The sequence below is a fragment of the Acuticoccus kalidii genome, from assembly GCF_021556395.1.
GTDB lineage: Bacteria > Pseudomonadota > Alphaproteobacteria > Rhizobiales > Amorphaceae > Acuticoccus > Acuticoccus kalidii.
This window is the reverse complement of record NZ_JAKGCS010000013.1, coordinates 1-22721: the sequence shown is the minus strand read 5'-3', so window position 1 is coordinate 22721 and position 22721 is coordinate 1. Positions and strand designations below refer to the sequence as shown.

Below are 22721 nucleotides of genomic sequence, written 5' to 3'. Positions count from 1 at the left end.
TATGCTGAAGCTGCACTACAATCTGGAAAAGATTTCCATGGGGCTCGTCGGCGCGATCATCGTCGTCGCGTCCATCGGCGGCCTCGTGGAAATCGCCCCGCTCTTCACGATCGACGAGACGGTCGAAATACCCGACGACCTTCGCCCGCACACGCCGTTGGAGTTGGCCGGACGCGAGATCTACATCCGCGAAGGCTGCTATGCCTGCCATTCGCAAATGGTGCGCAGTCTCGCCGATGAGATCGACAGGTACGGTCCTTACTCATTGGCCGGCGAAAGCGCCTGGGATCGGCCGATGCTCTGGGGATCCAAGCGAACGGGACCCGACCTCGCCCGTGTGGGGGGCAAGTATTCCGATGCTTGGCACGTGGCCCATCTGGTCGATCCGCGGCAGGTCATCCCGGTGTCCATCATGCCGGCCTATCCCTGGCTCATGCGTCCCCTCGGGACCGAACTCGTTGAGCGCAACCTTGCAACGCTCGCAGGCCTCGGCGTGCCCTACGATCAGGACATGATCGACAACGCGCTGGTCGACGCGCGCGCTCAGAGCCAGCCCGACTCGGACGCGACGTCCGATCTGATCGCCCGCTACGGTGACGACATCGCCGTGCGCGCGTTCGACGGCAATCCGCGGCAACTGACGGAGATGGATGCGGTGGTCGCCTACCTGCAGTCCATCGGCACCCTCACGGATGCGGCGAAAACGATCCTGTCTCAGGAGGACGGATCATGAGTCACGACACGATGGTACTTGTCGCGAAAGTCTTCGGGCCGATCTGGATGGGAGGTTTTCTGCTGATCGTGCTGATCCGCACCTACAATCCACGCCGTCGCCAGGAACAGGAGCGGATCGCGCGATCCGTCCTGCCCACCGAGCGCCCCGAGGACCGTTCATGAGTACGGACCCCAAGGAATTTCCCGCCGCCGATTCCCACACCGGCCAACGCGAGATCGACCCGGTCACGGGATACGACACGACCGGTCACGAGTGGGGCGGGATCAAGGAACTCAATACGCCCTTCCCGCGGATCGCGCTGATCGCGCTCGTCCTCACGGTTGCCTATTCACTCGTGTCCTGGGTACTTTTGCCCGCATGGCCGATCGGTCGCGATTACACGCGCGGCCTCCTCGGCCTCGATCAAGGTCAGGTCGCCATCGAGCGCTACCGCGACCTCGCTAGCACCCGCGAAGAATGGCTGTCCCGCTTCGAGACACCCGACTTCGCAACGCTGAGCGAGGATGCGGCTCTGATGGCAACGGCCATGCCCGCAGCGGCACGGCTTTTTCGCGACAATTGCGCCGTGTGCCATGGTGAAACCGGATCGGGCGGAATCGAATTCCCAGTTCTGAACGACAATCATTGGTTATGGGGTGGCGAGCCGGACATGATCGCCGAAACGCTGCGCGTCGGCATCAATTCCAGCCACCCCGATTCGCGCTTGGCGCAAATGCCCTCGTTCGATTGGATGGACCGCACCGACCGCGTCGCGTTGGCGCGTTACGTCGCGAAGCTTCCCGAAGGCGACGCCGCCACAGACGATCCCGGTGCCGACCTGTTCGCGCAAAATTGCGCCGCCTGCCACGGCGAAGGCGGCGTCGGCGGCATGCTGAACGGCGCCCCGTCCCTGGCCGACGGCGCGGTGATATACGGACAGGACGTCCACACCGTGATGAACACGCTGCGGAGCGGGCGTCAGGGCGTCATGCCCTCCTGGATTGGTCGATTAAGTGAAGCCGAGATCAACTTGCTTGCGCTCTACGTGATGCGCCTGCAAGACCGCGGTGGCGGTGGCCAATCATGACCCTGACGACACAAAAACGTCTAGCTTGGTTGGGAGCTCTGATCGTGCTGGCGATCGTGATCGCGAGCAACGCCCATCTGATATCGGTCGCGTTCCGCTCACAGCCGGAATGCGTCGCCGCGAAGAGCGCGGTCGCAACGCCCGCGAGACGCGCCTGCTGAGAGGTAGCCCGATGCTCGAACCGCTTCCGACCGTCCGTCCGCCCCGGCGCCCCGCGATCACCTTGGCGAAAGGTTTGCCGGCGCATGCGGCGTTGCGCTGGCTCGCCGCGGGCTTTCGCGATCTGTGCGTCTCGCCGGGACCAAGCTTGGCATACGGCGCATTGCTGGTCCTGATCTCCTATTCGACCCTCGGCGCGCTCTATGCGACCGGGCTTCTCCATCTCGCGCTGCCGGCGATCTCCGGGTTCCTCATCGTCGGGCCGTTCCTGGCGATCGGCCTTTACGAGAAGAGCCGGCGGCTGAGTGAAGGCAAGCCAGTAACTCTCGCGGGGATGATGCTGGTCCGACCCGCCTCGCGCGTCCAACTCGCGTATGCCGGCTTGATGTTAGGCTTGCTGGTGCTCTTCTGGCTGCGCGCGGCCGATCTGCTTTATGCGCTCTTCTTCGGAATCGCGCCCTATCCCGGCGCGGAGGATGCAATGGCCAACGTCTTGACCACGACGCCGGGCTGGGGGCTCCTTTTCGTGGGCACCGGGGTGGGCGGTCTGTTCGCGGCGTTCGCCTTCGCGCTCAGCCTGTTCTCGGTTCCGATGCTGATGGTCGAGCGTCGGGACGCGCTGACCGCGATGGGCCTCAGCTTCGCGATGACCACGCAAAACCTCGCCCCCTGTCTGGTCTGGGGCTGCATCGTCGCTATCGGCATGGCGTTGTCGGCGGCGACGGGCCTGCTTGCCCTCGCGGTCGTCTTCCCTCTCCTCGGACACGGCACTTGGCATGCCTGGTGCGCGATCCGAAGCGAAGCGCTATGACGGCGTTGTTGATCCTGGTGCCGGTGTCGCTCGGACTGGGCCTGATCGGCCTCGTCGCGTTCTTTTGGTCCTTGCGCCGTGGTCAGTTCGAGGATCTCGAAGGCAACGCCTGGCGTGTCGTCCTCGCGGAGGCGTCGCCGCAAGACCGGCCCGCCTCCGGTGAACCGGGACCGGACGTCGAAAAGCGCCGGCTCCGCCCTCGCCCACCGTTGACGCGGTTGCCCGCCCGCCGCGGTGGACGGGCCCATGCGACAGCCGCCGATCAGTCGCCCTTGCGGCCCGAAAGCAGCATCGGGCCGTAAAGAACCGCGAACCCGGCGAACGCAATCACCCAAAGCCCGGCCGAAAGCGACAGGAGTGGCTGCATCGCCCCCGGTTGCAAGCTGGCGAGAACACGAAAGATCGCGGACAGCGCCACCGCCAGATACAAGATAATCGTCGAGGGCGGTGCCGTCAGTGCCCGGCCGGTGTGGCCGCGACTGGCGCGGGTCATCACCGCGAGAATCATCAGGCCGATCGCCCCGATCGTCCACGTATGAACAGCGGCCTGGGCGATATGCGGCTGGCCGGTCAGACGACCGCCGCCGGCCACAATAAATCCAGCCGGAATGAACAGATAGCCGATGTGCAACACCGTTAGGAGCGGCTCACGCACCGTCGCGAAGGGCCGCCAGCGGGCCATGCGCACGACATGCGCCGCTGCCGCGAGGAGGAACAGGCCGCCGATCCAAGCCGCCCCGATGGCCGGCTCGGCGATCCATGCGAGCACGGCGACAGCGCCAGCCAGCAGCGCCAGCTTATCGAACCGCCCAAACGGGACGGGTAGCGAAAGCGCGCCCTGCTTCTTCAGCCAATTGGTCGTGAAGCTCGGCGTGATGCGCCCGCCGATCAACATCACCAGCATCAATGCCGCGCCGATGGCGATCCGGTGGCCGAACACCGGATAACCCTCGACGATGACCTCAAGGGCGAAGACGGCTTCTCCTCCCGCGAAGATCGCCAAGAACACAACGACGACGAGGTTGCGGGCATTGCCCGCAGCGATGATCTCGCGCGATGCAAATGCAATCATCGCCAACGGAAAAAGAAGGGCGACGCACAACGCCGGCACGAGCCCGATCAGCTCGGACACCGCGACGGCGACCCGGCCCACAGCCCACAGCGTGAAAAGTCCGACGAGCGGCCAGCCAGCGACCGGCAGCCGCCCCGTCCAGTTTGGAATCGCAGTCAGAAGGAAACCGGCGATCACCGCCACGATCATGCCAAACAGCAGCTCGTGGATGTGCCACACGACCGGTGGCAGAGCGGACGGCAACATGATCGCGCCCGTGAACCAGGAGATCCAGAGCGCGACCATCAGCGCGCCCCACACGGCTCCGCCGAGGAAAAACGGCCGGAAGCCGTAGGAGAAAAGCGCCGGCCCGTTCCAGACGCGGCTCGCACTCATCGTGGTCATGATCAGTCCAATGGCAGGAACCGAAGGGGAGTGCCCCACGCGACCGACGCCGCCTCGGCAGGCAAGACGAGAAGCCCGTCTCGCCTGAGCCAGCAGCGCCACGCGCACCGAATAAGACGGCGAGGCCAATTGCACCAGCGGCTTGCCGGGGCTTCATCGCAATGCGCAGCGGCTGGATTTCGCCTCCCACCGCCTTGATGGCGGAGACCATGTGATCCTCGTCGCCGACCGAGACGCCGTCGGTCGTCACCACGAGGTCAGCATACCGGGACGCAGCAACGAGCGCGTCGGACAGGCCGGTCGAAACGTAGACGGCGCCGCACCGTGACCGCCTCGATACCGCGCTAGCGAGCACGCATCCGAGGCGACGGTACATCTGTCCTCCTCCTTCATACGGGGAACTATGCGATCGGCCGGCTGGCTGACGGAACCTCGCGGACGACTTCGCGGCCCGCCTCCGTCAGCACGATGTCGAAAGGAATATCGTGAGGTTGCGGATAGATCGTCTTGAGGCGCGAGGCCCGATAACCGACCCCGATCGCGAACGGGCGCGGGGCCAGACTGGCGAGGGTCCGGTCGAAATAGCCGCCGCCGTAGCCGAGGCGATAGCCTTCACTATCCCAGCCCACCAGCGGCGCCAGCACGATGGTGGGTGTCACCGTTTCGGCCTCGTCCGACGGGATGGGAATCTTCCACACGCCGCGCACCATCTGGGTAGTTGGCGTCCAGCGTCGAAAGATCAGCGGCCGGGCCATGGTTTCGACCACGGGCAGTGCCACAGTCACACCCGACACCTCGAGTTCGGTCATGAGCGCCCGCAGATCCGGCTCGCCGCGCATCGGCCAATAGGCGGACAGGACCTGCCACCGCGCGCCGGCGAAGCGGTCGGCGAGGACGTCGCGCACTTCGTTCGCGATCGTCTCATCGGCCCGTTGCCGCGCGTCGATGCTGATCGCGTCGCGCTCGCCGCGCAGTCGCGTGCGCTCGGATCGGCGCCAACGCGCCACGTCGCGGGCCTGCTGCGGGTCGACGGCGAGCGGGTCGAAATAGTCCGGTGCCAGCTCCGAGGCCAGACATGGCGGCGAGGCGTAGCGGCCTGGAAGCTCATCATCGGCGTTCATGGGTTTCCTCTCTCGGCGCTTCGTGGCGCGCCACGTGCCGACAGCAGCGTCGCGGCCCTATCGGCGATCCGGTTCAATCGAACCGCCGCGGGCACGATGTCATGGATGCGTCCGACCCCCTGGCCGGCGTAGAGCGCCATCGCCTCGAGATCGCCCGTCGTCGTGCGCAAAGGCGAGTCGGTGCTGAACCGTAACCGCGGGACGCCGTCATCCCAAGCGATCACGTCACGCGGCAGCGTATCGGGATCGTGGCCCAGGAAGCGGCCGCCGAGCGCGGCCGTCACGCTGTTGCCGAGCACGCGCACCGCAGCCTCGCGCGGCCAGTACAGCACGAACACATCGGTCAGGACCGTGTCCGCGCCGTCGGCTTCGACGATCCGTCGCTTGTGATAATCGTTGGCGAAGGCCTCGTCGGTGGCGATGAACGCGGTGCCGCACTGCACGCCGCTCGCCCCCATCGCAAGCGCGTCGGCTAACCCGGTCCCGTCGGCGATCCCGCCCGACACGACGACAGGCAGGCGGGTTTGCGCCAAAACCTCCGCCGCGAGCGTGAAAGCAGACGTGCGGCCATGCACATGGCCGCCGGCCTCGAGCCCTTGCGCAATGATGACATCGGCACCCGCCGACTCGGCCGCGCGCGCTGCGTCGAGCGTTCCGACCTGATGCAGAACCCGGCAGCCGGTCGTTTTGACCCTCCGAACCGCCCCCGGAACCACGTCCCAGAAGAACGAGAAGGCTCGCACGCCGAGGTCGAGACAACGTTCGATCTGCGCGTCCAGCAAGCCAGGATCCGTTGCCGCCGGAATCAGGTTCACTGCGAACTCGCGATCCGTCACGGCCCGCAGCGCCTTGACCTCCGTTTCGATCAGATCGGGCGGCTCCCGCACCATACCGAGCGTCGGATAGCCGCCCGCGTGCGCCACGGCCGCCGCCAGCTCGGCGCGCGACACGCCGCCCATGCCGGCCAGCAGGATCGGCACGTCACATCCGAGCTGATCGCACAAGGCAGTGCGCAGCAACGCGCGATCCGGTGTCACGGTGACGCCGATTTCTTGTGACTAGCCAAGTATTCTCGCAGCACTACGGCCTGATTATGCTCGCGGTCCGTGGCAGCGAACAGCAAGGTCACCGCCCCCTTGCGACACCACTCCATACACTGCGACACGGCGTCCTGATTGTCTTTGAGTTCGGCGAGATATCGCTTGCGAAACTCTGCCCACTTCTTTGGGTCATGACCGAACCATTTGCGCAGTCCGGTCGATGGTGCCACGTCACGGATCCACGCATCGTGGTCGAGGTTGGTTTTCTTCACCCCCCGCGGCCAGGTGCGATCAACCAGGAGACGGGCCCCGGTCGTCTCCTTCGGGTCGTCGTATACCCGCGCGATGTGAATGGATTTTGCGGACGCCATGGTGTCAGTCGTCCTCCATTAACTCGAGCGCTTTGAGCGAATGCGCATACGCGACGCCCGCCCGCATCTCGGCAGCAATCCAGATCGTCTCCATGATCTGCTCCTTGGTTGCCCCGGCTCGGCGCGCGGCCTTCACGCGTCCTTCTATGCACCAGGGACACTGCGTGACGTGCGCCGCCGCCACTGCGATCAGTTGCTTGGTGCGCCCGTCCAACGCGCCCTCGGCAAACACCGCTTTGGAAAAGGCCTTGAACGTGTCGTCGGGCTCGGGGGCGAGCGCGTGGCGCCGCTCGGCCATCTCGCGCGTCGGTTTTGGAAAACTGAGATGCGTCACGGGTGCGCCCTCCCGGCACGGATCGTACCGTCGTCTCGTTGCATCCGTCGCAGCTGACGCCCGGTGGCGCGCCTCCCTCATGCATCGCCGCTTCCTCTCAGGGGCGGTGGGAACGTCGGCACCGCGCCCGGCGGCGCTTTGCCCAGCTCGACCGCAATGTGCAGCGACCGCGCGATTCGTTCGGCCCGCTCGATCAGGTGCTCGGCACCGGCCGGGGTGGAGACCTCGCGCGCCGTCTCGCGGAACAGGTCGAGCCAGTGGTTGAAGTGCGATGCGTCCACGGGAAGGGGCACATGCGCCGGCACGGGCTGGCCATGATACCGGCCCGTCATCAAGGCCACCGACGACCAAAAATCGACCATGCGCTCCAGGTGCCGATCCCAATCGGCGACGCGCGCCTCGAAGATCGGGCCGAGCATCGGATCGGCACGAACCTTCCCGTAGAACCGATCGACGAGCCGGTGCAGCACGTCCTCGTCGAGGGCCGTCTGCTCCATTACCGTCGCGGTCATCCGTGGTCGCGCCGAGCTGATCTGCGCCTTCGCCTCGTCCCCGATCATGTCCGCTCCCAAATGTTGCTTGCAATGAAATTAGATCTGCGAATAGGTATTGTAAATACCGATTGACGGGGCCGACGGCAGATGCGTCTCACATCCTTCACCGATTACGGGCTGCGCATGCTGATCGCTTGGCGAGCGACCCCGATCGGGCCTTCTCGACGACCGAGCTGGCTGAGGAATTCCGCATCTCCCGCAACCATTCGGGGAAGATCATGCAGCGCCTCGCGCGGCGGGTTGATCGAGACGCGGCGTGACGGCGCCTCGCTCGCGATTGCGGCCGAGGAGATCCGCCTCGGCACGATCGTCCGTTTTCTGGAGGAGGGGCAGCCGCTGGTGGAGTGCTTTGCCGCGGGCGGCAGCGACTGCACGATCGGTGGCCACTGCCGGCTGAAGCTGCGCCTGCGCTGGGCCGAAGCGGCGTTCATCGCCGACCTCGACCGTTCGACGCTGGCCGATATCGCGCTTGCCAGGCCGCTTCCGGCCTGAACAGACACGAGGAAGATAGAGATGGCGACGCGACTCTTGCCGCAAAACATAACTTCCGCAGGCTCGCCGATGATGACCATCGAGCGCGACGGCGATGGCTTCATCGTCCCCGCCGAGCTGCTCGCACAGGCGTTCGATCTGCCGGTCGCTCAGGTGCAGGACGCCATGCGGACCGGGAGCATGACGTCCCGGTGCGAGGTCGGAACGGGTGCAGATCATGGTCGTTGGCGCCTGACCTTCTATTGCGGCTCTCGGGCCTGCCGCTTCATCGTCAATGAAAACGGTGTGGTGCTCACCCGTTCCGCCTTCCCGATCCGCACGCGACCTCCATTGTCGGCTTCGTCAGGCACCGCTTGTGCAAGGTGGTGACATGCGCCCCGATGTTTCTCCGTTCGAAATCATGCGGCACGCCTTCTGGCTCGGCGAGGAGCCGCTCGAAACGAACCTGCGGATGCAACGCATCGCCCAATGCATCGGCGAATTGCTGCCGTTGATCGCGCAACTCAGCCGTGCCTACGGCGACCGTCGCGTCGTCTGGGCGCTCACGGCGATCATCGTCGACCTATCGCTCGAGGCCGGCGACGCGGAGGTCGGGGCCGCCATTTTGCGAACCAACGCACGGCTCTTGGAGGCCGAAGCGGGGGTCGACCTCTACGGGTGCGCGCCGCTGCCGGACCGCTCTGGCGGACCGTGATAACCTCGGCGCGCCGCCGCTCTCTGGACTGCAGGGCGACCAGCGGACGCTGTAATCTCTTCTTGTCCTCGACGCGCCGTCGAAGCATGTTGTTCCGCAAGGTCACCAGATTGGCCTCGGTCAATCTGGCGCGCCCGGGGGCAGCACGATGGCGGGGTCCGCTCCCGCTTCGGTCGTGACCGCCTGGCCGGACGGCACAGCGGATCGAGGCTGCGCGAAGGCGCCGGTCGCGGCCCTCAAGGGGCGTGGGGAGCGCGCACCTCGAGCACCCTCAGCCGTCGGGTTTCGCCGAGCCGCGTTTCCCAGGTGATTGAATCGCCCTCGCGAACCCCGATCAGCGCGGCTCCGATGGGGGTCAGGATCGAGATCTTCCCTTGCGAAATATCCGCCTCGCCCGGATAGACGAGCAATACGGACTGGATCTTGCGCGTTGTTTCGTCCTGGAAAACGACGGTGCAGCCCATGTACACATTATGTTCAGGATAGCCCTCGGCCAGAATGTGCGCGCGCTCCAGTTCCTCGAGGAGGACGGCCGCGACATCGGGATTCTCGCTCTCAACGGAGCGGGTCAAGGCGGCCAGCTGCTCGTAATCACGGGCCATCAACGTGATGTGCGGGCTGCACTTGTGTGCAAGCAACACGCGGTCCTGATGCATCGCCATGATCGTTTCTCCCACCTGTTGGTTGGCTGACTGCTGTCTTCGTTCGGAATTGATCCAGTGAATCTGGCGCCTCTTGCGGAGCGCCTGCGCTACTCTTCCACCGGCAAAGGGCCTCTCTTCATCGCTGTCGCGGCCGATGGAGCGAGACCGGTAAAGCATGCACGACCGCCCGCGCGCAGAGCAGTGAGCGTTTGTACCGCGATGGGTGAAGATACTGCGCTGCCGTGTGTGAAACCAATCTGCGCCAGGGGGCGGATCGGTAGCAGGTCGATCGGTCCGACCGAACAGCGCATCCGATGAGCCGGCTGGTCAGGCACGTTACGTCTGTAATGTGATAGATTGACTGTGCGTGCGCCCCCGAGGCTGGACGCAATAGCGCCGTCACCTCGGGGCTAAGTGCCCGCGATGAGATTGCCCGCCCGACGCAGGCCCCTGGGGAACGTCACGATGCTCAACATGATCGGAAGCATGTGGTGCAAGGGCGAAGGAAGTCAATCGGTGCGGGGGTGGCTGTTCGAGAGTCACCCGGCGCGAACGCGACCTGTCCTTCCGCCGCCCGCAGGCCGCGCGGGCTGACGGTGCCCGACCCGCTGAGGCGGTAACCGCCGAGATGAAGGCGTGGTTTGAAGAGCCCGCTATCACTGGCCGTGAGCTGCTTGACAGACTGCAGGCCAATGATCCGGTGTCCTATCCGGACAAGCTGATCCGAACGGTGCAGCGTTGTCAGATCTAGGGCGGATTCTGTTCATTCTGGTTCGTAGCCGCAAGCTCTGAAGAAGGATCTGGCGTCGGCTGGGGTGATGGCATCGATGGCCAGGCGGATGGCTTGCCACAGATCCGGGACCGTGCGGGCGGCCGCCTGTTTCAGGAGCGCCTTGATCTTCGAGAAGGCGAGCTCGATGGCGTTGAAGTCCGGCGAATAGGGCGGCAGGAACAAGAGCCGGACCCCGGCCGCCTCGATCGCCTTGCGCGCGTGCGCGCATTTGTGGGCCGGCAGGTTGTCCATGATCACGACATCGCCTTTGCGAAGGACGGGCACCAGACATTGGCCGTGAAGGCGCCCCCGTTCATGGCCGAAGGCAACGTCATGGGGGCCACGATGCCCTCGAGGGTCAGTGCGCCGATAAAGGTCGTCGTTTGCCAGTGGCCATGGGGGATCGCCGCCCGGCAGCGCTCACCCCGCGGCGACCGGCCGTAGAGCCGCGCCATCTTTGTGCTGGTGCCGGTCTCGTCCACGAAGAGGAGGCGCGACGGATCGAAGAGATCCTGGCCGTCGAACCAGGCTTGCCGCTCGGCCTTTACGTCGTCGCGGTCCTGCTCGGCCGCGTGGCCGGTCTTTTTTTCCGCGTGATGGCGTGGCGCACGAAGAACTGGTGGACCACCGACGGCCGCGGGCAGTAGCCGGCCCTCTCGTAAAGGCGCTCCGCAATCTGCGCCAGCGTCAGGTCCGGCTCCGCCTCGATAAGCGCCAGGATCCAATCGCGATGGCCATCGATCCGATGGCTGCGGTGGTTGCCGCCCCGCTCCGCCGCCAGAACATGCCGGTCATTCGCGTCGGGCAGCGTCAGCGATGGGATCAGATGCGCGTACGCGGTGACGAGGCAGTCGCGGGTGTTGCTGTCCATCAGTTCGCGCGTGCGCTCGAGCCTTGCGCGGCTTCGGTGTGGCTCATTCCTGAGAAGCGCCGTCATCCATTCTTCGTGGATCTCCGCCGTCCATTTGGCGCGGTAGACGTCCATCACCGCCAGCTGCAGCAGAATATCCCGGATCGGTGCTGGGTAGAGGACGTTGGCGTCGGGTCGCCGAGGCGTCTCGCTGTCTGGGGCTCGGTCGTCTGCGCTTCTGCGGTGGGGGGATTGGCCGGGCGCTCCGGCGTTCCTTGGTCGGCGCCGCAACGCTCGGGTTCGGCGAACCTGCCCTCTTGAATCGCCGACATGCTATAGGCCGCACGACAACACGGTGCAGGACCGGGCGGCCGAGGGCAACCGGCGCGGCCGATGCCGAGAAGGAGAGCGCATCTGGCCGCCGACGGCATCCTCGACAGCCGCTATTCCTGGGGCCGGCTCGTCCTCACCCTCGCCGTGGCAGCCGTCGGCAACGTCGGCATGTGGGCGGTGGTCATCGTCATCCCCGCGCTGCAGTCGGAGTTCGCGATCGACCGCGCGCACGCGTCGCTGCCCTATACGGCGACGATGCTGGGCTTCGCGCTCGGCAACGTGACGATCGGCCGGGTCGTCGACCGTTTCGGGGTCGCCGCGGTGGTCCTCCTCGCCGCCGCAATCCTGGGGGTCGGCTACGCCGCCACGGCGATCGCCGGTAGCATCGTCCTGGTCGTCGCCCTGCACGGCCTGATCGGCCTCGGCACCGGAGCGTGCTTCGGCCCCCTGATGGCCGACATCTCGCACTGGTTCTCGCGGCGGCGGGGCATCGCCGTCGCGCTGGTGGCGAGCGGCAACTACATCGCCGGCGCCTTCTGGCCCATGGTGTTGAGCGGCATCCTCGCCTCCGGCGGCTGGCGCAGCGTCTACTGGACGCTCTCGATCATCGTGGTCGCCGCGCTCGTGCCGCTCGCCCTGACGCTTCGGCGCCGCGTCCCCCACGACGCCATGATCCAGTCCGAGGCGCAGCGGCGCTCGATCGAGCTGCCGCTCGGCACTCTCAAATGGCTGCTCGCGCTCGCCGGGATCGGCTGCTGCGTGGCGATGGCGATGCCGCAGGTCCACATGGTCGCGCTCGCGGTCGACCTCGGCTGCGCCCCCATCGTCGGCGCTCAAATCCTTTCGGTGATGCTCGTCGGCGGCGTCGTCTCGCGCATCGTCTTCGGCGCCGTCGCCGACCGCCTCGGCGGGGTGAAGACGCTCCTCATCGGTTCGACGCTGCAGTGCTTCGCGCTGTCGCTTTACCTGCCGTACGACGGCAGCGTCTCGGGGCTCTTCGTCGTCAGCCTCGTCTTCGGGCTGTCGCAGGGCGGCATCGTGCCGTCCTACGCGATGATCGTCCGCGAATACTTCCCCGCCCGCCAAGCGGGAACACTGATCGGCCTCGTGTTGATGGCGACGATCCTCGGCATGGGCTTCGGCGGTTGGATCTCCGGCATGATACGCGACATCACCGGCTCCTACGAGATGGCGTTCCTCAACGGCATCGCCTTCAACGTCCTCAACATGACGGTCATGCTCCTCATCCTCGTGAAGACCCGCACGCCGGGGCCCCGACCGGCCGTCGCCGCGTGAGACGTCCGGGGCGAGGGGGAGCAATCGCCCGCCAGGCGGGGCTCGGTCGGTTTTCGTCCGGATCGCCTTGACCGTCGAGCGAACGGTCTTGAGGTTTTGCGAGTCTGAGCCCGGCTGGCGGTCGGACCCAGCCGCCACGGGAGCAGGATCGGCGCTGGCGATGCCTTCTCCGAAACACCACTCGTCGTCAGAATGGCGATGACAGAAAGGCGAGGTCGAACTCTTCTGCGACGGCCTTGAGCCGTCGGTCCCGGGTCCATAAGCGCGTGCCGGGGTCGAGGAGACATGAGGCGAGAAGCGCGGCATCAACGAAGCCAATGCCACGCGAATAGAACCTACGGGCCTCGATCATCTGCCGGATTTCGCTTGTCTCGCCGACCGGACTGCGCGCCAGGCCGTCGAGGAGGCTGAGGACGGTGCTCCGATCTTTCAGTGACCCCAACGCGATCTCGGCCACGACGAGTGGATGGCAGACGATCTCGTTCGCCAGAAGGCGGCGCTCGAGTTCCGCATCGCCCGAACGCAGATGATCGATCCAGACGGATGTGTCGGCAAGGATCACCCCGGTTGCTCGGAGCGCCGCCGCGGGGCTGCTTCGAGATGGGTCTCTGCCCCCCCGAGCCGGGCGAGGCGCTTGGCGCTCTCCCGTTCGATCAGGGCGGTGAGCGCTTCGCGAAGCAGTGTGCCCCGCTCATGAAGGCCCGAAAGAGCGACGGCGCGTTCGAGAAGCTGGTCATCGAGAGTGATGGTCGTTCGCATGGGTTCCACCGGCATCAATTTACGCATCATTTGATGCATAATCATAAGGTGGTCAATGGTACTAGCCTTTGCGAGGCAATCCACGGCGCGATGCGTTTAGGGTATGCCTTTAGTAAACCATGCCGCAGACAGTTCACTAACTACCGTCTGGCCATTCAAAACGAACCGTACTATGGTGAACTGCCCAAAATCGACCGAGCGGGGAATGCTATGGTCGTTCGTGCCTATCTTCGTGCTTCGACCGACGACCAGGATGCAGAGCGAGCCCGGGCCGACCTCGATGCCTTCGCGGCGGAACGCGGCCTTCACATCGTCAGCACCTACGTCGAACATGAGAGCGGTGCCAAGCTCGCGCGGCCCGAACTCTTTCGCCTTCTCAAGGACGCCCGCGCCGGCGACATCCTCCTGATCGAGCAGGTCGACCGTCTCTCTCGCCTGACATCTGCCGACTGGCAGAAGCTTCGGGCCGCGATTGATGCGCGACAGATCCGCGTCGTCGCGCTCGACTTGCCGACGAGCTGGAGCCAGCTTGAGCAGAGGCCAGACGATTTCACGTCCCGCATGTTCGCCGCCATCAACCAGATGATGCTCGACGTCCTCGCCGCAGTGGCGCGAAAGGACTACGAGGATCGTCGCCGCCGCCAGGCGCAAGGACAGACGAGGGCCAAGGCGGAAGGCCGCTACAAGGGCCGGCCCGAGAACGTCAAACGCAACACGGCGATCGCCGGCATGCTGGCACGGGGCACCTCCTGGTCGCAGATCCAGCACGCCACGGGCTGCAGCCGCGCCACCATCGCCAAAATCGCCAAGCGTCTGAAGGTGCCGGTTTGAGAAGGGCCGCGGCGGCGAGCCCCGCACCGTCGTGGTAGGTCATTCGAGGTCAACCAATGGCCAGCCTATTTGGGGGATGCTGCGCTTGCCTTAGCAGTTTTTGGCCGGCCCCGGCGTGTTGTCTTCGTCTGCGGCTCGACGGCCTTTCGCCCAAATCCCGCGCGCTTGGCGAGATCGGACCGCGCGCTTGCATAATTCGGCGCTACCATCGGGTAGTTGGTTGGCAGGCCCCAGCGTTCTCGATATTCGGCCGGCGTCATGTTGTGCTGATGCTGAAGGTGCCGCTTGAGCGACTTGTAGGTCCTGCCGTCCTCCAGGCACACGAGATGATCGGGCGTGACCGACTTTCGAACCAGCACGGCTGGCTTCAATGGCTCGGGCTCTGGCATGCCCTTCACCGCATTTTCGAGCGCGCCATGCACGTCGGTGATGAGCAGCTGAATATCATGCGGTTGCACGGAGTTGTTCGCCACGTAGGCTGCCACGATTTCTGCTGTGAGATCGATGAACCGCGTGGGATCGTTGGAACTGGGCATGATGGACCTTCAAAGCTGCTGGGACGCTAACTGACGCTCTTTGCTACGCATCTACCGGCTTTTGCTCGAATGGCTCAGGGAAAACCATTCGCCTTCTCTACTCTCAGCGGAACTCGATCGCGCCATCGCTCATCTCATCGAGGACGACGCGACGCTCTCGTCACAAGCCCGGCTTCAGCGCGCGGTGCTCGGCGGAGGGGATAAAGTGGAGTGGCGGCGGCTTGGCCCTGCCAGGCTGGCGCGTCGGCGCCTGCTACGGCAGACGGCGTCTGTCGGTTGAGGAAAATTCCTTGAACACGGCGAATCTCCACAAGTGGCGGGTCACCAAGGCCTCGAAACAAAGATAGAACATAGTATACTCAGATCACCCGAGGCGATCGATCAAACTTAAGGACTTAGCCGGCAATGCCGATACGACGCGAACAGCGCGGGTTCTATCCCATCGACTGGACGGAGCTGAGTCACGTCATCCGCTTCGAGCGCGCCGGGGGGTGTTGTGAACGGTGCGCGAGACCGCACGGTGCACGTGTCTGGCATCTTGGCGAGATGCGCGTTGCAGGACGCGTCGGCCTCTGGTGGGACGGCGATGCTTGGCGCGATGAGAGAGGAAGGAAGGTCGCATTGGCGCCGCCATGGGCGCTCCAGGAGCAGGCGCTGCAACAAGGGTGGCTTTGGCCCGAGATGGTCTCGCCGGAGAGGGATGCGGCGATGATCGGTTTGCGTCGTTCGATGGTGTCCCTTGCGTGCTGCCATCTCGACCACGATCCGTTCAACAACGCACCGTCAAACCTCGCCGCGCTTTGCCAACGCTGCCACTTGAAGCACGACGCCAAGGATAATCTGTCGCGAAGGCGGCTGAACCGTTGGTCGCGATTGACTCGTGGCATGCGTTCGTTCGCCTTCGCTTGATCGTTGACCAGAACAACGGCATCGGCAATGCGTCATCGCAGCGAGAGCGAGATCGATGCTAGACCTCGAGACCTCGGACGGTCTCGATGAGCGGCGGCACCAGGCGGTCGAGTTTCCAGAAGACGGGGGCGTTGCCCTTCCTTATGGCGTCGATCGCTGCAGCGGATTGCGGGCGGTCATTGAGCTCGGATTCCTCGTGTCGGGAGTGCGGTTGGCTTCAGGCTCACCGCGACCGACCGGCGAGTGTCCTTCCGGATCGGCAAGCCGGGCTTCCACGTGCTGCATGGCGCGATCGACGGCGTGGTAGGCGTCGTGCAACATGCGGTCGATGCTGTCGAAGTCCACGGGCGGGAGCGGATCGGTGGGCGGTATCGACACGCCAGCCCCGGTTTCGGCGGGTGGCGATTCGGTCTGCCGTCGGCGCCGCGGGTTCCAAGGGGCAAGTCCCAGATCGGCGGCGGCGTAGAGGCGCCAGCGGGCGCGCCCCGTCACCTCGCGTACAACGCCGACCGCTTCCAGCGCCTGCAGATGCCGCAATCCGGTCCTCGAGGATACGCCACAGGAGGCGGCGACAGCAGACGGCGTTAGGAGGGGAGAATGGGCGAGCAGGGCAAGGACGGCCGGCAGCTCTGAGCTCGCGCGGTGCGGATTGATCTTCTCTTGCCAGCGTCGCCAAGCCGCTTCGAGGGCACGGAGACGCTCATAGCTTGTCTCAGCCGCACGGCTCATGCGGGTGGCCGTGCGGGCGAGCCAAGGCTCGAACGCCATCCCGGTCTTGGCGGGCGGCACGATGGTGGCAAGGCAGGGCAGCACGGCCCCCGTGACCGGTCGCAATGCGAGCACGCGCGCGATGTCGGAGGCGCCGACCGCGCGTTCGCGCGTGGCGGCACGGTGAATCGCCTGCAGGCGCGCCACGAGACCGGCGCACGGCGGCAGCGGGCCGATGCGGGCGAGGGCAGCGGTGATCTCGGGATGGAAGGCGGCCCCATCGTCGGCCTGCCAGTCGCGCGCCCGCTCGGTGTCGCCATAATCGTCGGGCTCGGTGCCACCCCAGGGGGCGGGGAGCGGCTGCATGTACCAGGCGCGCAAGCCCTGCCGCCAGAACCATAAGGCGGCGTGGAGCTCATCTCCTGCTTCAATGTAAGCGCCCGGCGCACCGGCGACGATGGCAAAGAGGTCTTGCGCACGCGTGGGTCCGAGGCGCTGGGCGGCCATCTCGGCCGCGACGACGGCGGTTTCGCGGAGGCGGAAGGCAGGAGCCATGGGGGAGAAACGCACCGCTTCGGCGAGGCGGCCGAGGCCCAGGGCTGCCGTGGCGATGCGCTCCGGATCGATGCCGGAGCGGGATGGTGCATGGCGGTCCATGATGCGGTTTCCCGGAGTGGGTGATGCCACCTTATGGACAGTAACATGCCCTTATTGTCCAACACCTGTTTTCTATCCAGATTTGGAACTGACATACGATAACGTTCCATTATCGAAGGCGACGGTAGCATCCCCAATCGCCCCTTCCGGGTCGATGATCAGGCCCGGGAAGGCCGCAGCTACGAGGAGCGCCATGCCGACGGCACAGGATGATGCAAAGCGGTTCTCCCCCGACCGCGCGCTCGCCCGGTATCCGGCGCTCCCACCGCAGACCCGCCGCGCGCCCGTGCCGGACCGGCCATGAGCGTCGCCGACGCCCTCGTCGACCTTCTGCCGGTCGCCACCGCGGACCGGCTCGCCGGCCACCTGACGCCCGGCGATGTCGAGACGCTGCGCGACCTCGTGCGCGCCGCCGTGCCGGACAACACCGTCCGGGCCGTCGTCTCCGACCTTGCCTACCTGGAGGCCTGGCACCGGGCCGCGCGAGGCGCTCCCTTGACCTGGCCTCCAGCGGACAGCGATGGACTCGCCTTCATCGCCCATCACCTTTTTCGGGCCGAGGAGCGCGCCGTCCGCGGCGACGGCTACGGCATGCCGGCCGCGGTCGAAGCGGCGCTGATGGCCGAGGGCATGCTGCGCACGCCCCTGCCCCATGCGCCCGCGACCGTCGCGCGGCGTCTGGCCTCCTGGCGACGCATCGCCCAGCTACGCGGGTCCGACGAGGCGCTCTCCTCCAACACGGTACGCCGCACGCTGGCCGCCGCCCGAAAAGCCGCCGACCGCCCGCGGCAACGCCACAGCCAGACGGCGGTCACGCGCGCGTTGCTCGACCGGATGGTCGGGACCGACCCGCCGCCCCACGAAACGCTCGCCCTGCGCGAGCTGCGCGACCGCACGCTGCTTCTCGTCGCCTTCGCGACCGGCGGCCGGCGCCGCTCCGAGCTCGGCCACCTGCGGCTCGAACGAGTGGTCCGCCTGGAGGCGGACGGCGCACGCGGCACGCCGCTCGTCGATGCGCCCGCGCACGTCAGCGCGGCGCACGGGCTCGCCATCGTCATCGGCCGCACCAAGACGACGACCGCCGAGGACGACGCCTTCCTCGTGGTGACTGGGCGGGCGCAGATCCACCTCGAGGCCTGGATTGCCGCGCTGCAGGCCGTCCGGCCCGGCACGCGCGAGGGGCCGATCTTCCGCGCCATCGATCGCTGGGGCCGGATGGGGGAGGGCGCCCTCTCCGGCCATGCCGTCAACGCCATCGTCAAGGCGCGGGCCGCCCGCGCGGGGATCGACCCGGTCCGGATCTCGGCGCACGGCCTGCGCGCGGGCTACCTCACCGAAGCCTCCCTACAGGGCGTGCCCCTCGAGGCCGCCATGCGCCATTCGCTCCACCGCTCCGTCCAGGCCGCCGTCCGCTACTACCGCGATCAGGAACGCGCGGCCGGCCGCGCAGCGCGACTCGCCGGGTGAAAGGTTACCGAGAACTGGCGCGTTCAGCTTCGTGCCGCGCAAAGGTACGGTGAGCGAGACGAATTGGGGGCGTAAGCCAAGACGAAGCAAGGGTAAGCCGAAGAGCCAAGTTCTAGAGCGTTTTGAATCTAATCGCAGGCGTACCCGCAGGCGGCGAACAGGTTGCGGCATTCGGTTGGCGTGAAGGCCGTGATGGCGTCTGCCACCTCGTCCCATAGGTCTGGGATGGTGCGGCGGGCGGCCTTGCGCAGCAGTGCCTTCAGCTTCGCGAAGGCGTTCTCGATCGGGTTGAAATCCGGCGAGTACGGGGGAAGGTAGAGCAGGAGCGCGCCGGCCGCCTCGATCGTCTCGCGCACTCCGCTCATCTTGTGGGCCGGCAGGTTGTCCATTACCACGACGTCGCCGGGGGCGAGTTCCGGCGCCAGGACGCGCGCCACGTAGGTCCCGAAGGCGTCGCCGTCCATCGCTCCGTCGAGCAGCCAGGGGGCGACGAGGCCGTCGCGGCGCAGCCCCGCGGTGAAGGTGGTGGTCTTCCAGTGGCCATGCGGGACCGGCGCCCGGCAGCGCTCGCCGCGGGGTGCCCGGCCCCTGAGCCGCGCCATCTTGGTGGAGAGGCCCGTCTCGTCGATGAAAATCAGCCGATCGGGATCGAGCTCCAGCTGGCCCTCGAGCCAGGCGTGCCGGCGCCTCGCGACGTCCGGGCGGTCCTGTTCGGCCGCGTGGGCGGTCTTTGACCGTGATGTCGCGTTTGGCGAAGAAGTGCCAGACCGTCGAAGGGCAAACCGTCACCCCCTTCTCGGCCGCCAGCTGCGCCGCGATCTCGGCGAGCGTGATGTCCTTGTCCCGATCCACCAGCGCCAGGATGAAACCTTCGTGCGGGTCGAGCCTGGAACGGACCGGGTGACCCTGCCGCGCCGGCCGAACGCTTCCGGTACGCCGCCACAGACGGTGCCACGCCCCCGCCGTCGCGATGCCCACCGAGAAACGACGCGACGCCTCGCGATGCGTCAGCCCCGCCTCGATCGACTCCACGACCCGCACCCGCAGATCCAATCCCAGCGCTCGCCCCACGACCCACCTCGCGAATCATCCTCGCAAAGCGAATCACGACCGCGTTCGCGGATCCTTACCGACTCGGCAATCCTTCAACGCGCTCTAGTCTCCGGCCCCACACGCGTGCTCGATGCCTTTCGCGATCAGCTCGAGAACACTGAGATCACCTACAGTGGTTGGCTCACGCGAGAGGTGATGAGACGACGGACCGGGATGGCGTCGTGGTCAGCACGTACTCGGACCCGGTGGGTGATCCTGTCCCGTTTGAGTGGACACCGATGATAGGCTTTCGAGCCAAAGACGGAGTGTCCGATGAGCGAGAGACGACGGCGGGTGTTCCCGGAGGCGTTCAAGCGAGAGGCGGCCCGGCGTGTCGCGACGAGCGGCCAGCCGATTGTGCGCGTCGCTGAGGAGCTCGGGCTGCACGAGACGGTGCTCAGGCGTTGGATGGCCAAGTACGGCGCGGAAGGAACGGTGCCGCAGCGGCTCCCCACAACGCAGGCGGCGGCGCCGTCCCTGGCCGATCTCGCATCGGAGAATAGCCAGGCTGAAGCGAGAGCTTCAGAAGGCGCAGATGGAGCGCGATATTCTAAAAAAAGCCGCGCTCATCTTCGGAGCGGCCTCCCGGTGACGTTCGGGTTCGTCGATGAGCATCGCGGCGTGTGGCCGGTTCGGGTGATGTGCCGGGTTCTGGAGATTCACCGAGCGGGTACTACGCCGGGAAGGGACGGCCGGAGAGCCGCCGAGCCGGTGAGAACAGCGCCTTGCTCCAGCACATCCGGGCGATCCACGAGGACAGCGCCGGCACCGATGGCGCGCCTCGGATTCATGCCGTGCTACGCTCTCGTGGACGAGGGATCGGGCGCCATCGCGTGGCTCAGCTCATGCGCCGTGCCGGGCTCCGAGGAAGGGCCGCCTTGCCCCGCCGGGTGCGCACGACGGACAGCCGGCATGCTTTCTCCATCGCACCGAACCGGCTCGGGCAGCGCTTCGTGGCGGCTCGGCCGAACGAGGTTTGGCTCGCGGATCTGACCTATATCCCGACCGGCGAAGGCTGGCTCTTTCTCGCCGCCATCATCGACATGGCGACCTGCAAGGTGGTCGGCTGGGCCATGCGTCAAACATTGCACGCAGACATCGCCATCGACGCGCTCAGGATGGCGATCGAACGGCAACGCCCGCCGAAAGGGCTCATCCATCATAGCGACCGCGGCGTCCAATACGCAACCGAGGCCTACCGGCAAGTCCTTGGCGCAGCGGGCATAACTCCATCCATGAGCCGCACGGGCAACTGCCTCGACAACGTAAGCCTCCGGCGGAGGCCGCCTTGCGGGTGGTGAGCGTCGCGGCGGAGAACTGTGCGTATGGACAGGCATACGCACAGGGCGTTCGAGCGGTTGGAGGTGGTCGAGAGGGGCCGCCGGCGTCGCTGGAGCGATGATGAGAAGCTGAAGATCGTGCTGGAGAGCATGGAGGGTCCGCGTCTGGTCTCGGCGACGGCCCGGCGGCACGGGATCTCGCGCTCGCAGCTGGTGACGTGGAGGCGTGCGTTCCGGGTGGAGCCGCCCCGATCTGAGAAGACGCCGACGTTCGTGCCTGCCATCATCGAGCCGGAACCGCATCCGCCCGAGGCGCGAGAGATAGAGCCGCGGCCTGAAACCCCGGTGACGGCCTCGCGGATGGAGATCGTTCTCGCCTGCGGCCGGCGGATCGTCGTCGGCGCCGACGTGGACGGCGAGGCGCTGGCCCGCGTGGTCGCCGTTCTGGAACGGCGATGATCCCGGTTCCGAGTGGCGTGAGGGTGTGGCTCGCGACCGGCCACACGGACATGCGCAAGGGATTCCCCGGCCTGTCGCTGATGGTCCAGGAGGTGCTGCGGCGCGACCCGCTGAGCGGCCATCTGTTCTGCTTCCGCGGGCGCCGGGGCGACCTTCTGAAGGTGATCTGGCACGACGGCCAGGGGGCGTGTCTCTTCACGAAGCGGCTGGAGCGGGGCCGCTTCCTGTGGCCCTCGCCGGCCGATGGCGCGGTGACGATCACGCCTGCGCAGCTCGGCTATCTGCTCGAAGGGATCGACTGGCGTCACCCGCAAGAGACCTGGCGTCCGACGTCGGTCGGGTGATGTTTTGCCTTGGCGCGCCCCGGCGATCGTGATTCGCTCAAGGTGTGAACAGCGCCGCCGATTCGCTCCCCGACGACCTTGCCAGCGCCCACGCGATGATCCGCGCGGAGCGGGCACGCCGCCTTGCCGCGGAAGCGGCGCAGTCGGACGTGACCGCCCTGGTCGCCCATCTCAAGCTCCAGATCGAGAAGCTGAGGCGCGAGCTCTACGGCAGCCGCTCCGAGCGCAAGGCTCGGCTTCTGGAGCAGATGGAGCTGCAGCTGGAGGATCTCGAGACGACGGCCAGCGAAGATGAGCTGGTGGCCGAGACCGCGGCAACGCAGACAGGATCGGCCCCGGCGTTCACGCGCAAGCGGCCCGCGCGCAAACCCTTCCCGGCCCATCTGCCGCGCGAGCGTGTCGTGATCGCCGCGCCGGAGAGCTGCCCGTGCTGCGGCTCGACCCGGCTGTCGAAGCTCGGCGAGGACATCACCGAGACGCTGGAGGTGATCCCCCGTCGCTGGAAGGTGATCCAGACGGTGCGCGAGCGGTTCGCCTGCCGTCAGTGCGAGCGGATCACGCAGCCGCCCGCACCGTTCCACGTGACGCCGCGCGGCTTTGCCGGACCGCACCTTCTGGCGACGATCCTGTTCGAAAAGTTCGGGCAGCATTTGCCGCTGAACCGGCAGAGCGAGCGCTATGGCCGCGAGGGGATCGACCTGTCGGTCTCGACCCTCGCCGACCAGGTCGGTGCCGCGACGGTCGCCCTCGCACCGCTCCATGCCCTGATCGAGGCGCATGTTCTGGCCGCCGAGCGCCTTCACGGCGACGACACCACGGTGCCGATCCTCGCCAGAGGCAAGACGATCACCGGCCACATCTGGGCTTACGTCCGCGACGACCGGCCGTTCGGCGGGAGGGCGCCTCCAGCCGCGCTCTACTATGCTTCGCGCGATCGGCGGCAGGAGCAC

The 22721-nt window shown here is 66.4% G+C and carries 29 protein-coding genes and 3 pseudogenes; 18 read left to right on the top strand and 14 right to left on the bottom strand.

Features of this window, described 5'->3' with window-relative positions; genetic code table 11:
* Position 1 precedes the first annotated feature (1 nt).
* Genes ccoO through ccoS form a run of 5 tightly spaced genes read left to right on the top strand, consistent with a single transcriptional unit; the run spans position 2 to position 3074 of the window.
* The gene (gene ccoO / locus L1787_RS07925; protein ID WP_235708150.1) at positions 2 to 733 is read left to right on the top strand and encodes a cytochrome-c oxidase, cbb3-type subunit II; all 732 of its coding nucleotides are present in this window, start codon (positions 2 to 4) and stop codon (positions 731 to 733) included.
* Positions 730 to 897 carry a cbb3-type cytochrome oxidase subunit 3 gene (locus L1787_RS07920; RefSeq protein ID WP_235708149.1) on the top strand — a complete coding sequence of 56 codons (168 nt, stop codon included), beginning with the start codon at positions 730 to 732 and terminating at the stop codon, positions 895 to 897. Before ccoO ends, L1787_RS07920 begins: the two co-directional genes overlap by 4 nt.
* Complete coding sequence (ccoP, locus tag L1787_RS07915; protein WP_235708148.1) at positions 894 to 1802, top strand: cytochrome-c oxidase, cbb3-type subunit III; 909 nt, start codon at positions 894 to 896, stop codon at positions 1800 to 1802. Before L1787_RS07920 ends, ccoP begins: the two co-directional genes overlap by 4 nt.
* Entirely contained in the window at positions 1789 to 2772 is a 984-nt protein-coding gene (locus L1787_RS07910; RefSeq protein WP_235708147.1) for a DUF2189 domain-containing protein, read from the top strand. Before ccoP ends, L1787_RS07910 begins: the two co-directional genes overlap by 14 nt.
* A complete protein-coding gene (ccoS, locus tag L1787_RS26225; protein ID WP_439648266.1) occupies positions 2769 to 3074 on the top strand; it encodes a cbb3-type cytochrome oxidase assembly protein CcoS in 306 nt (101 codons plus the stop codon). Before L1787_RS07910 ends, ccoS begins: the two co-directional genes overlap by 4 nt.
* Here ccoS and L1787_RS07900 read toward each other — a convergent pair.
* The 7 genes and pseudogenes from L1787_RS07900 to L1787_RS07875 all read right to left on the bottom strand — a co-directional run bounded on the left by L1787_RS07900 (position 3035) and on the right by L1787_RS07875 (position 7654).
* Positions 3035 to 4228, bottom strand: a complete 1194-nt coding sequence (locus tag L1787_RS07900) for an NnrS family protein (protein ID WP_235708146.1) — start codon at positions 4226 to 4228, stop codon at positions 3035 to 3037. The genes ccoS and L1787_RS07900 overlap by 40 nt on opposite strands.
* A gap of 127 nt (positions 4229 to 4355) precedes the next feature.
* A pseudogene (locus tag L1787_RS26000) lies at positions 4356 to 4604 on the bottom strand (molybdopterin-binding protein); the annotation flags it as partial.
* Between the two features lie 25 nt (positions 4605 to 4629).
* Complete coding sequence (locus tag L1787_RS07895; protein WP_235708145.1) at positions 4630 to 5349, bottom strand: 5-formyltetrahydrofolate cyclo-ligase; 720 nt, start codon at positions 5347 to 5349, stop codon at positions 4630 to 4632.
* Positions 5346 to 6386 (bottom strand): NAD(P)H-dependent flavin oxidoreductase, encoded by a 1041-nt coding sequence (locus L1787_RS07890; RefSeq protein ID WP_369415071.1) that lies wholly within the window; start codon positions 6384 to 6386, stop codon positions 5346 to 5348. Before L1787_RS07890 ends, L1787_RS07895 begins: the two co-directional genes overlap by 4 nt.
* Positions 6383 to 6760, bottom strand: a complete 378-nt coding sequence (locus L1787_RS07885) for a DUF488 domain-containing protein (RefSeq protein ID WP_235708143.1) — start codon at positions 6758 to 6760, stop codon at positions 6383 to 6385. The genes L1787_RS07890 and L1787_RS07885 overlap by 4 nt, the downstream gene beginning before the upstream one ends.
* Before the next feature lie 4 nt (positions 6761 to 6764).
* On the bottom strand, positions 6765 to 7094 hold the full coding sequence (locus tag L1787_RS07880; RefSeq protein ID WP_235708142.1) for a carboxymuconolactone decarboxylase family protein: 330 nt from the start codon (positions 7092 to 7094) through the stop codon (positions 6765 to 6767).
* A 77-nt stretch (positions 7095 to 7171) separates the two neighbouring features.
* Positions 7172 to 7654, bottom strand: coding sequence for a group III truncated hemoglobin (locus tag L1787_RS07875; protein WP_235708141.1), 483 nt, complete (start codon positions 7652 to 7654; stop codon positions 7172 to 7174).
* Positions 7655 to 7735: 81 nt separating this feature from the next.
* Here L1787_RS07875 and L1787_RS07870 point away from each other — a divergent pair, with 81 nt between their 5' ends.
* From L1787_RS07870 to L1787_RS07860, 3 genes are read left to right on the top strand one after another with little or no spacing between them, the layout of a single operon-like run.
* Entirely contained in the window at positions 7736 to 8140 is a 405-nt protein-coding gene (locus L1787_RS07870) for an Rrf2 family transcriptional regulator (RefSeq protein WP_235708140.1), read from the top strand.
* Between the two features lie 21 nt (positions 8141 to 8161).
* Entirely contained in the window at positions 8162 to 8509 is a 348-nt protein-coding gene (locus tag L1787_RS07865; RefSeq protein WP_235708139.1) for a DUF6522 family protein, read from the top strand.
* A 1-nt stretch (position 8510) separates the two neighbouring features.
* The gene (locus L1787_RS07860) at positions 8511 to 8834 is read left to right on the top strand and encodes a hypothetical protein (protein ID WP_235708138.1); all 324 of its coding nucleotides are present in this window, start codon (positions 8511 to 8513) and stop codon (positions 8832 to 8834) included.
* A 236-nt stretch (positions 8835 to 9070) separates the two neighbouring features.
* Here the strand turns inward: L1787_RS07860 and rnk are convergent, their stop codons facing one another.
* Positions 9071 to 9655 carry a nucleoside diphosphate kinase regulator gene (rnk, locus tag L1787_RS07855; RefSeq protein WP_369415070.1) on the bottom strand — a complete coding sequence of 195 codons (585 nt, stop codon included), beginning with the start codon at positions 9653 to 9655 and terminating at the stop codon, positions 9071 to 9073.
* Between the two features lie 451 nt (positions 9656 to 10106).
* On the opposite strand from rnk, the gene L1787_RS26255 reads away from it, so the two are divergent.
* A complete protein-coding gene (locus tag L1787_RS26255) occupies positions 10107 to 10229 on the top strand; it encodes a hypothetical protein (protein WP_500793359.1) in 123 nt (40 codons plus the stop codon).
* Positions 10230 to 10241: 12 nt separating this feature from the next.
* Here the strand turns inward: L1787_RS26255 and L1787_RS26220 are convergent.
* Positions 10242 to 10753 (bottom strand): annotated as a pseudogene (locus L1787_RS26220) (IS630 family transposase); the annotation flags it as partial.
* 227 nt (positions 10754 to 10980) lie between these two features.
* Between L1787_RS26220 and L1787_RS26215 the strand changes: the two are divergent.
* The gene (locus tag L1787_RS26215) at positions 10981 to 11421 is read left to right on the top strand and encodes a hypothetical protein (protein ID WP_439648265.1); all 441 of its coding nucleotides are present in this window, start codon (positions 10981 to 10983) and stop codon (positions 11419 to 11421) included.
* 72 nt (positions 11422 to 11493) lie between these two features.
* Complete coding sequence (locus L1787_RS07840; protein ID WP_235708136.1) at positions 11494 to 12729, top strand: MFS transporter; 1236 nt, start codon at positions 11494 to 11496, stop codon at positions 12727 to 12729.
* A 187-nt stretch (positions 12730 to 12916) separates the two neighbouring features.
* Here L1787_RS07840 and L1787_RS07835 read toward each other — a convergent pair whose 3' ends face one another.
* Positions 12917 to 13291 carry a type II toxin-antitoxin system VapC family toxin gene (locus tag L1787_RS07835; protein WP_235708135.1) on the bottom strand — a complete coding sequence of 125 codons (375 nt, stop codon included), beginning with the start codon at positions 13289 to 13291 and terminating at the stop codon, positions 12917 to 12919.
* Positions 13288 to 13488, bottom strand: coding sequence for a type II toxin-antitoxin system VapB family antitoxin (locus tag L1787_RS07830; RefSeq protein WP_235708134.1), 201 nt, complete (start codon positions 13486 to 13488; stop codon positions 13288 to 13290). Before L1787_RS07830 ends, L1787_RS07835 begins: the two co-directional genes overlap by 4 nt.
* A gap of 210 nt (positions 13489 to 13698) precedes the next feature.
* On the opposite strand from L1787_RS07830, the gene L1787_RS07825 reads away from it, so the two are divergent.
* Positions 13699 to 14319, top strand: a complete 621-nt coding sequence (locus tag L1787_RS07825) for a recombinase family protein (RefSeq protein ID WP_235708133.1) — start codon at positions 13699 to 13701, stop codon at positions 14317 to 14319.
* Between the two features lie 65 nt (positions 14320 to 14384).
* Here the strand turns inward: L1787_RS07825 and L1787_RS07820 are convergent, their stop codons facing one another.
* Positions 14385 to 14855: a Ros/MucR family transcriptional regulator gene (locus tag L1787_RS07820; protein ID WP_235708132.1), complete on the bottom strand. Its 471-nt coding sequence runs from the start codon at positions 14853 to 14855 to the stop codon at positions 14385 to 14387.
* Between the two features lie 621 nt (positions 14856 to 15476).
* On the opposite strand from L1787_RS07820, the gene L1787_RS25990 reads away from it, so the two are divergent.
* The gene (locus L1787_RS25990; protein ID WP_369415068.1) at positions 15477 to 15764 is read left to right on the top strand and encodes a hypothetical protein; all 288 of its coding nucleotides are present in this window, start codon (positions 15477 to 15479) and stop codon (positions 15762 to 15764) included.
* Positions 15765 to 15905: 141 nt separating this feature from the next.
* On the opposite strand, the gene L1787_RS07810 is transcribed toward L1787_RS25990, so the two are convergent.
* Positions 15906 to 17129 (bottom strand): winged helix-turn-helix domain-containing protein, encoded by a 1224-nt coding sequence (locus L1787_RS07810; RefSeq protein WP_235708130.1) that lies wholly within the window; start codon positions 17127 to 17129, stop codon positions 15906 to 15908.
* Between the two features lie 300 nt (positions 17130 to 17429).
* On the opposite strand from L1787_RS07810, the gene L1787_RS07805 reads away from it, so the two are divergent.
* Positions 17430 to 18596, top strand: coding sequence for a site-specific integrase (locus L1787_RS07805; protein ID WP_235708129.1), 1167 nt, complete (start codon positions 17430 to 17432; stop codon positions 18594 to 18596).
* Positions 18597 to 18724: 128 nt separating this feature from the next.
* Here L1787_RS07805 and L1787_RS07800 read toward each other — a convergent pair.
* Positions 18725 to 19667, bottom strand: a protein-coding gene (locus L1787_RS07800) for an IS630 family transposase (protein ID WP_235708128.1) whose coding sequence is annotated in 2 segments (ribosomal slippage) — positions 18725 to 19331 and positions 19330 to 19667 — 945 coding nt in all. Because the reading frame shifts where the segments join, the coding sequence is not laid out codon by codon here.
* Positions 19668 to 19961: 294 nt separating this feature from the next.
* Between L1787_RS07800 and L1787_RS07795 the strand changes: the two are divergent.
* The 4 genes and pseudogenes from L1787_RS07795 to tnpC form a co-directional block, all read left to right on the top strand.
* Positions 19962 to 20962 (top strand): annotated as a pseudogene (locus L1787_RS07795) (IS3 family transposase); the annotation flags it as partial.
* A gap of 51 nt (positions 20963 to 21013) precedes the next feature.
* Positions 21014 to 21427 (top strand): IS66-like element accessory protein TnpA, encoded by a 414-nt coding sequence (gene tnpA, locus L1787_RS07790; protein ID WP_235708054.1) that lies wholly within the window; start codon positions 21014 to 21016, stop codon positions 21425 to 21427.
* The gene (tnpB, locus tag L1787_RS07785) at positions 21424 to 21771 is read left to right on the top strand and encodes an IS66 family insertion sequence element accessory protein TnpB (RefSeq protein WP_235708053.1); all 348 of its coding nucleotides are present in this window, start codon (positions 21424 to 21426) and stop codon (positions 21769 to 21771) included. Before tnpA ends, tnpB begins: the two co-directional genes overlap by 4 nt.
* A gap of 95 nt (positions 21772 to 21866) precedes the next feature.
* A partial coding sequence (tnpC, locus tag L1787_RS07780) for an IS66 family transposase (RefSeq protein ID WP_235708126.1) occupies positions 21867 to 22721 on the top strand: 855 nt, incomplete at its 3' end.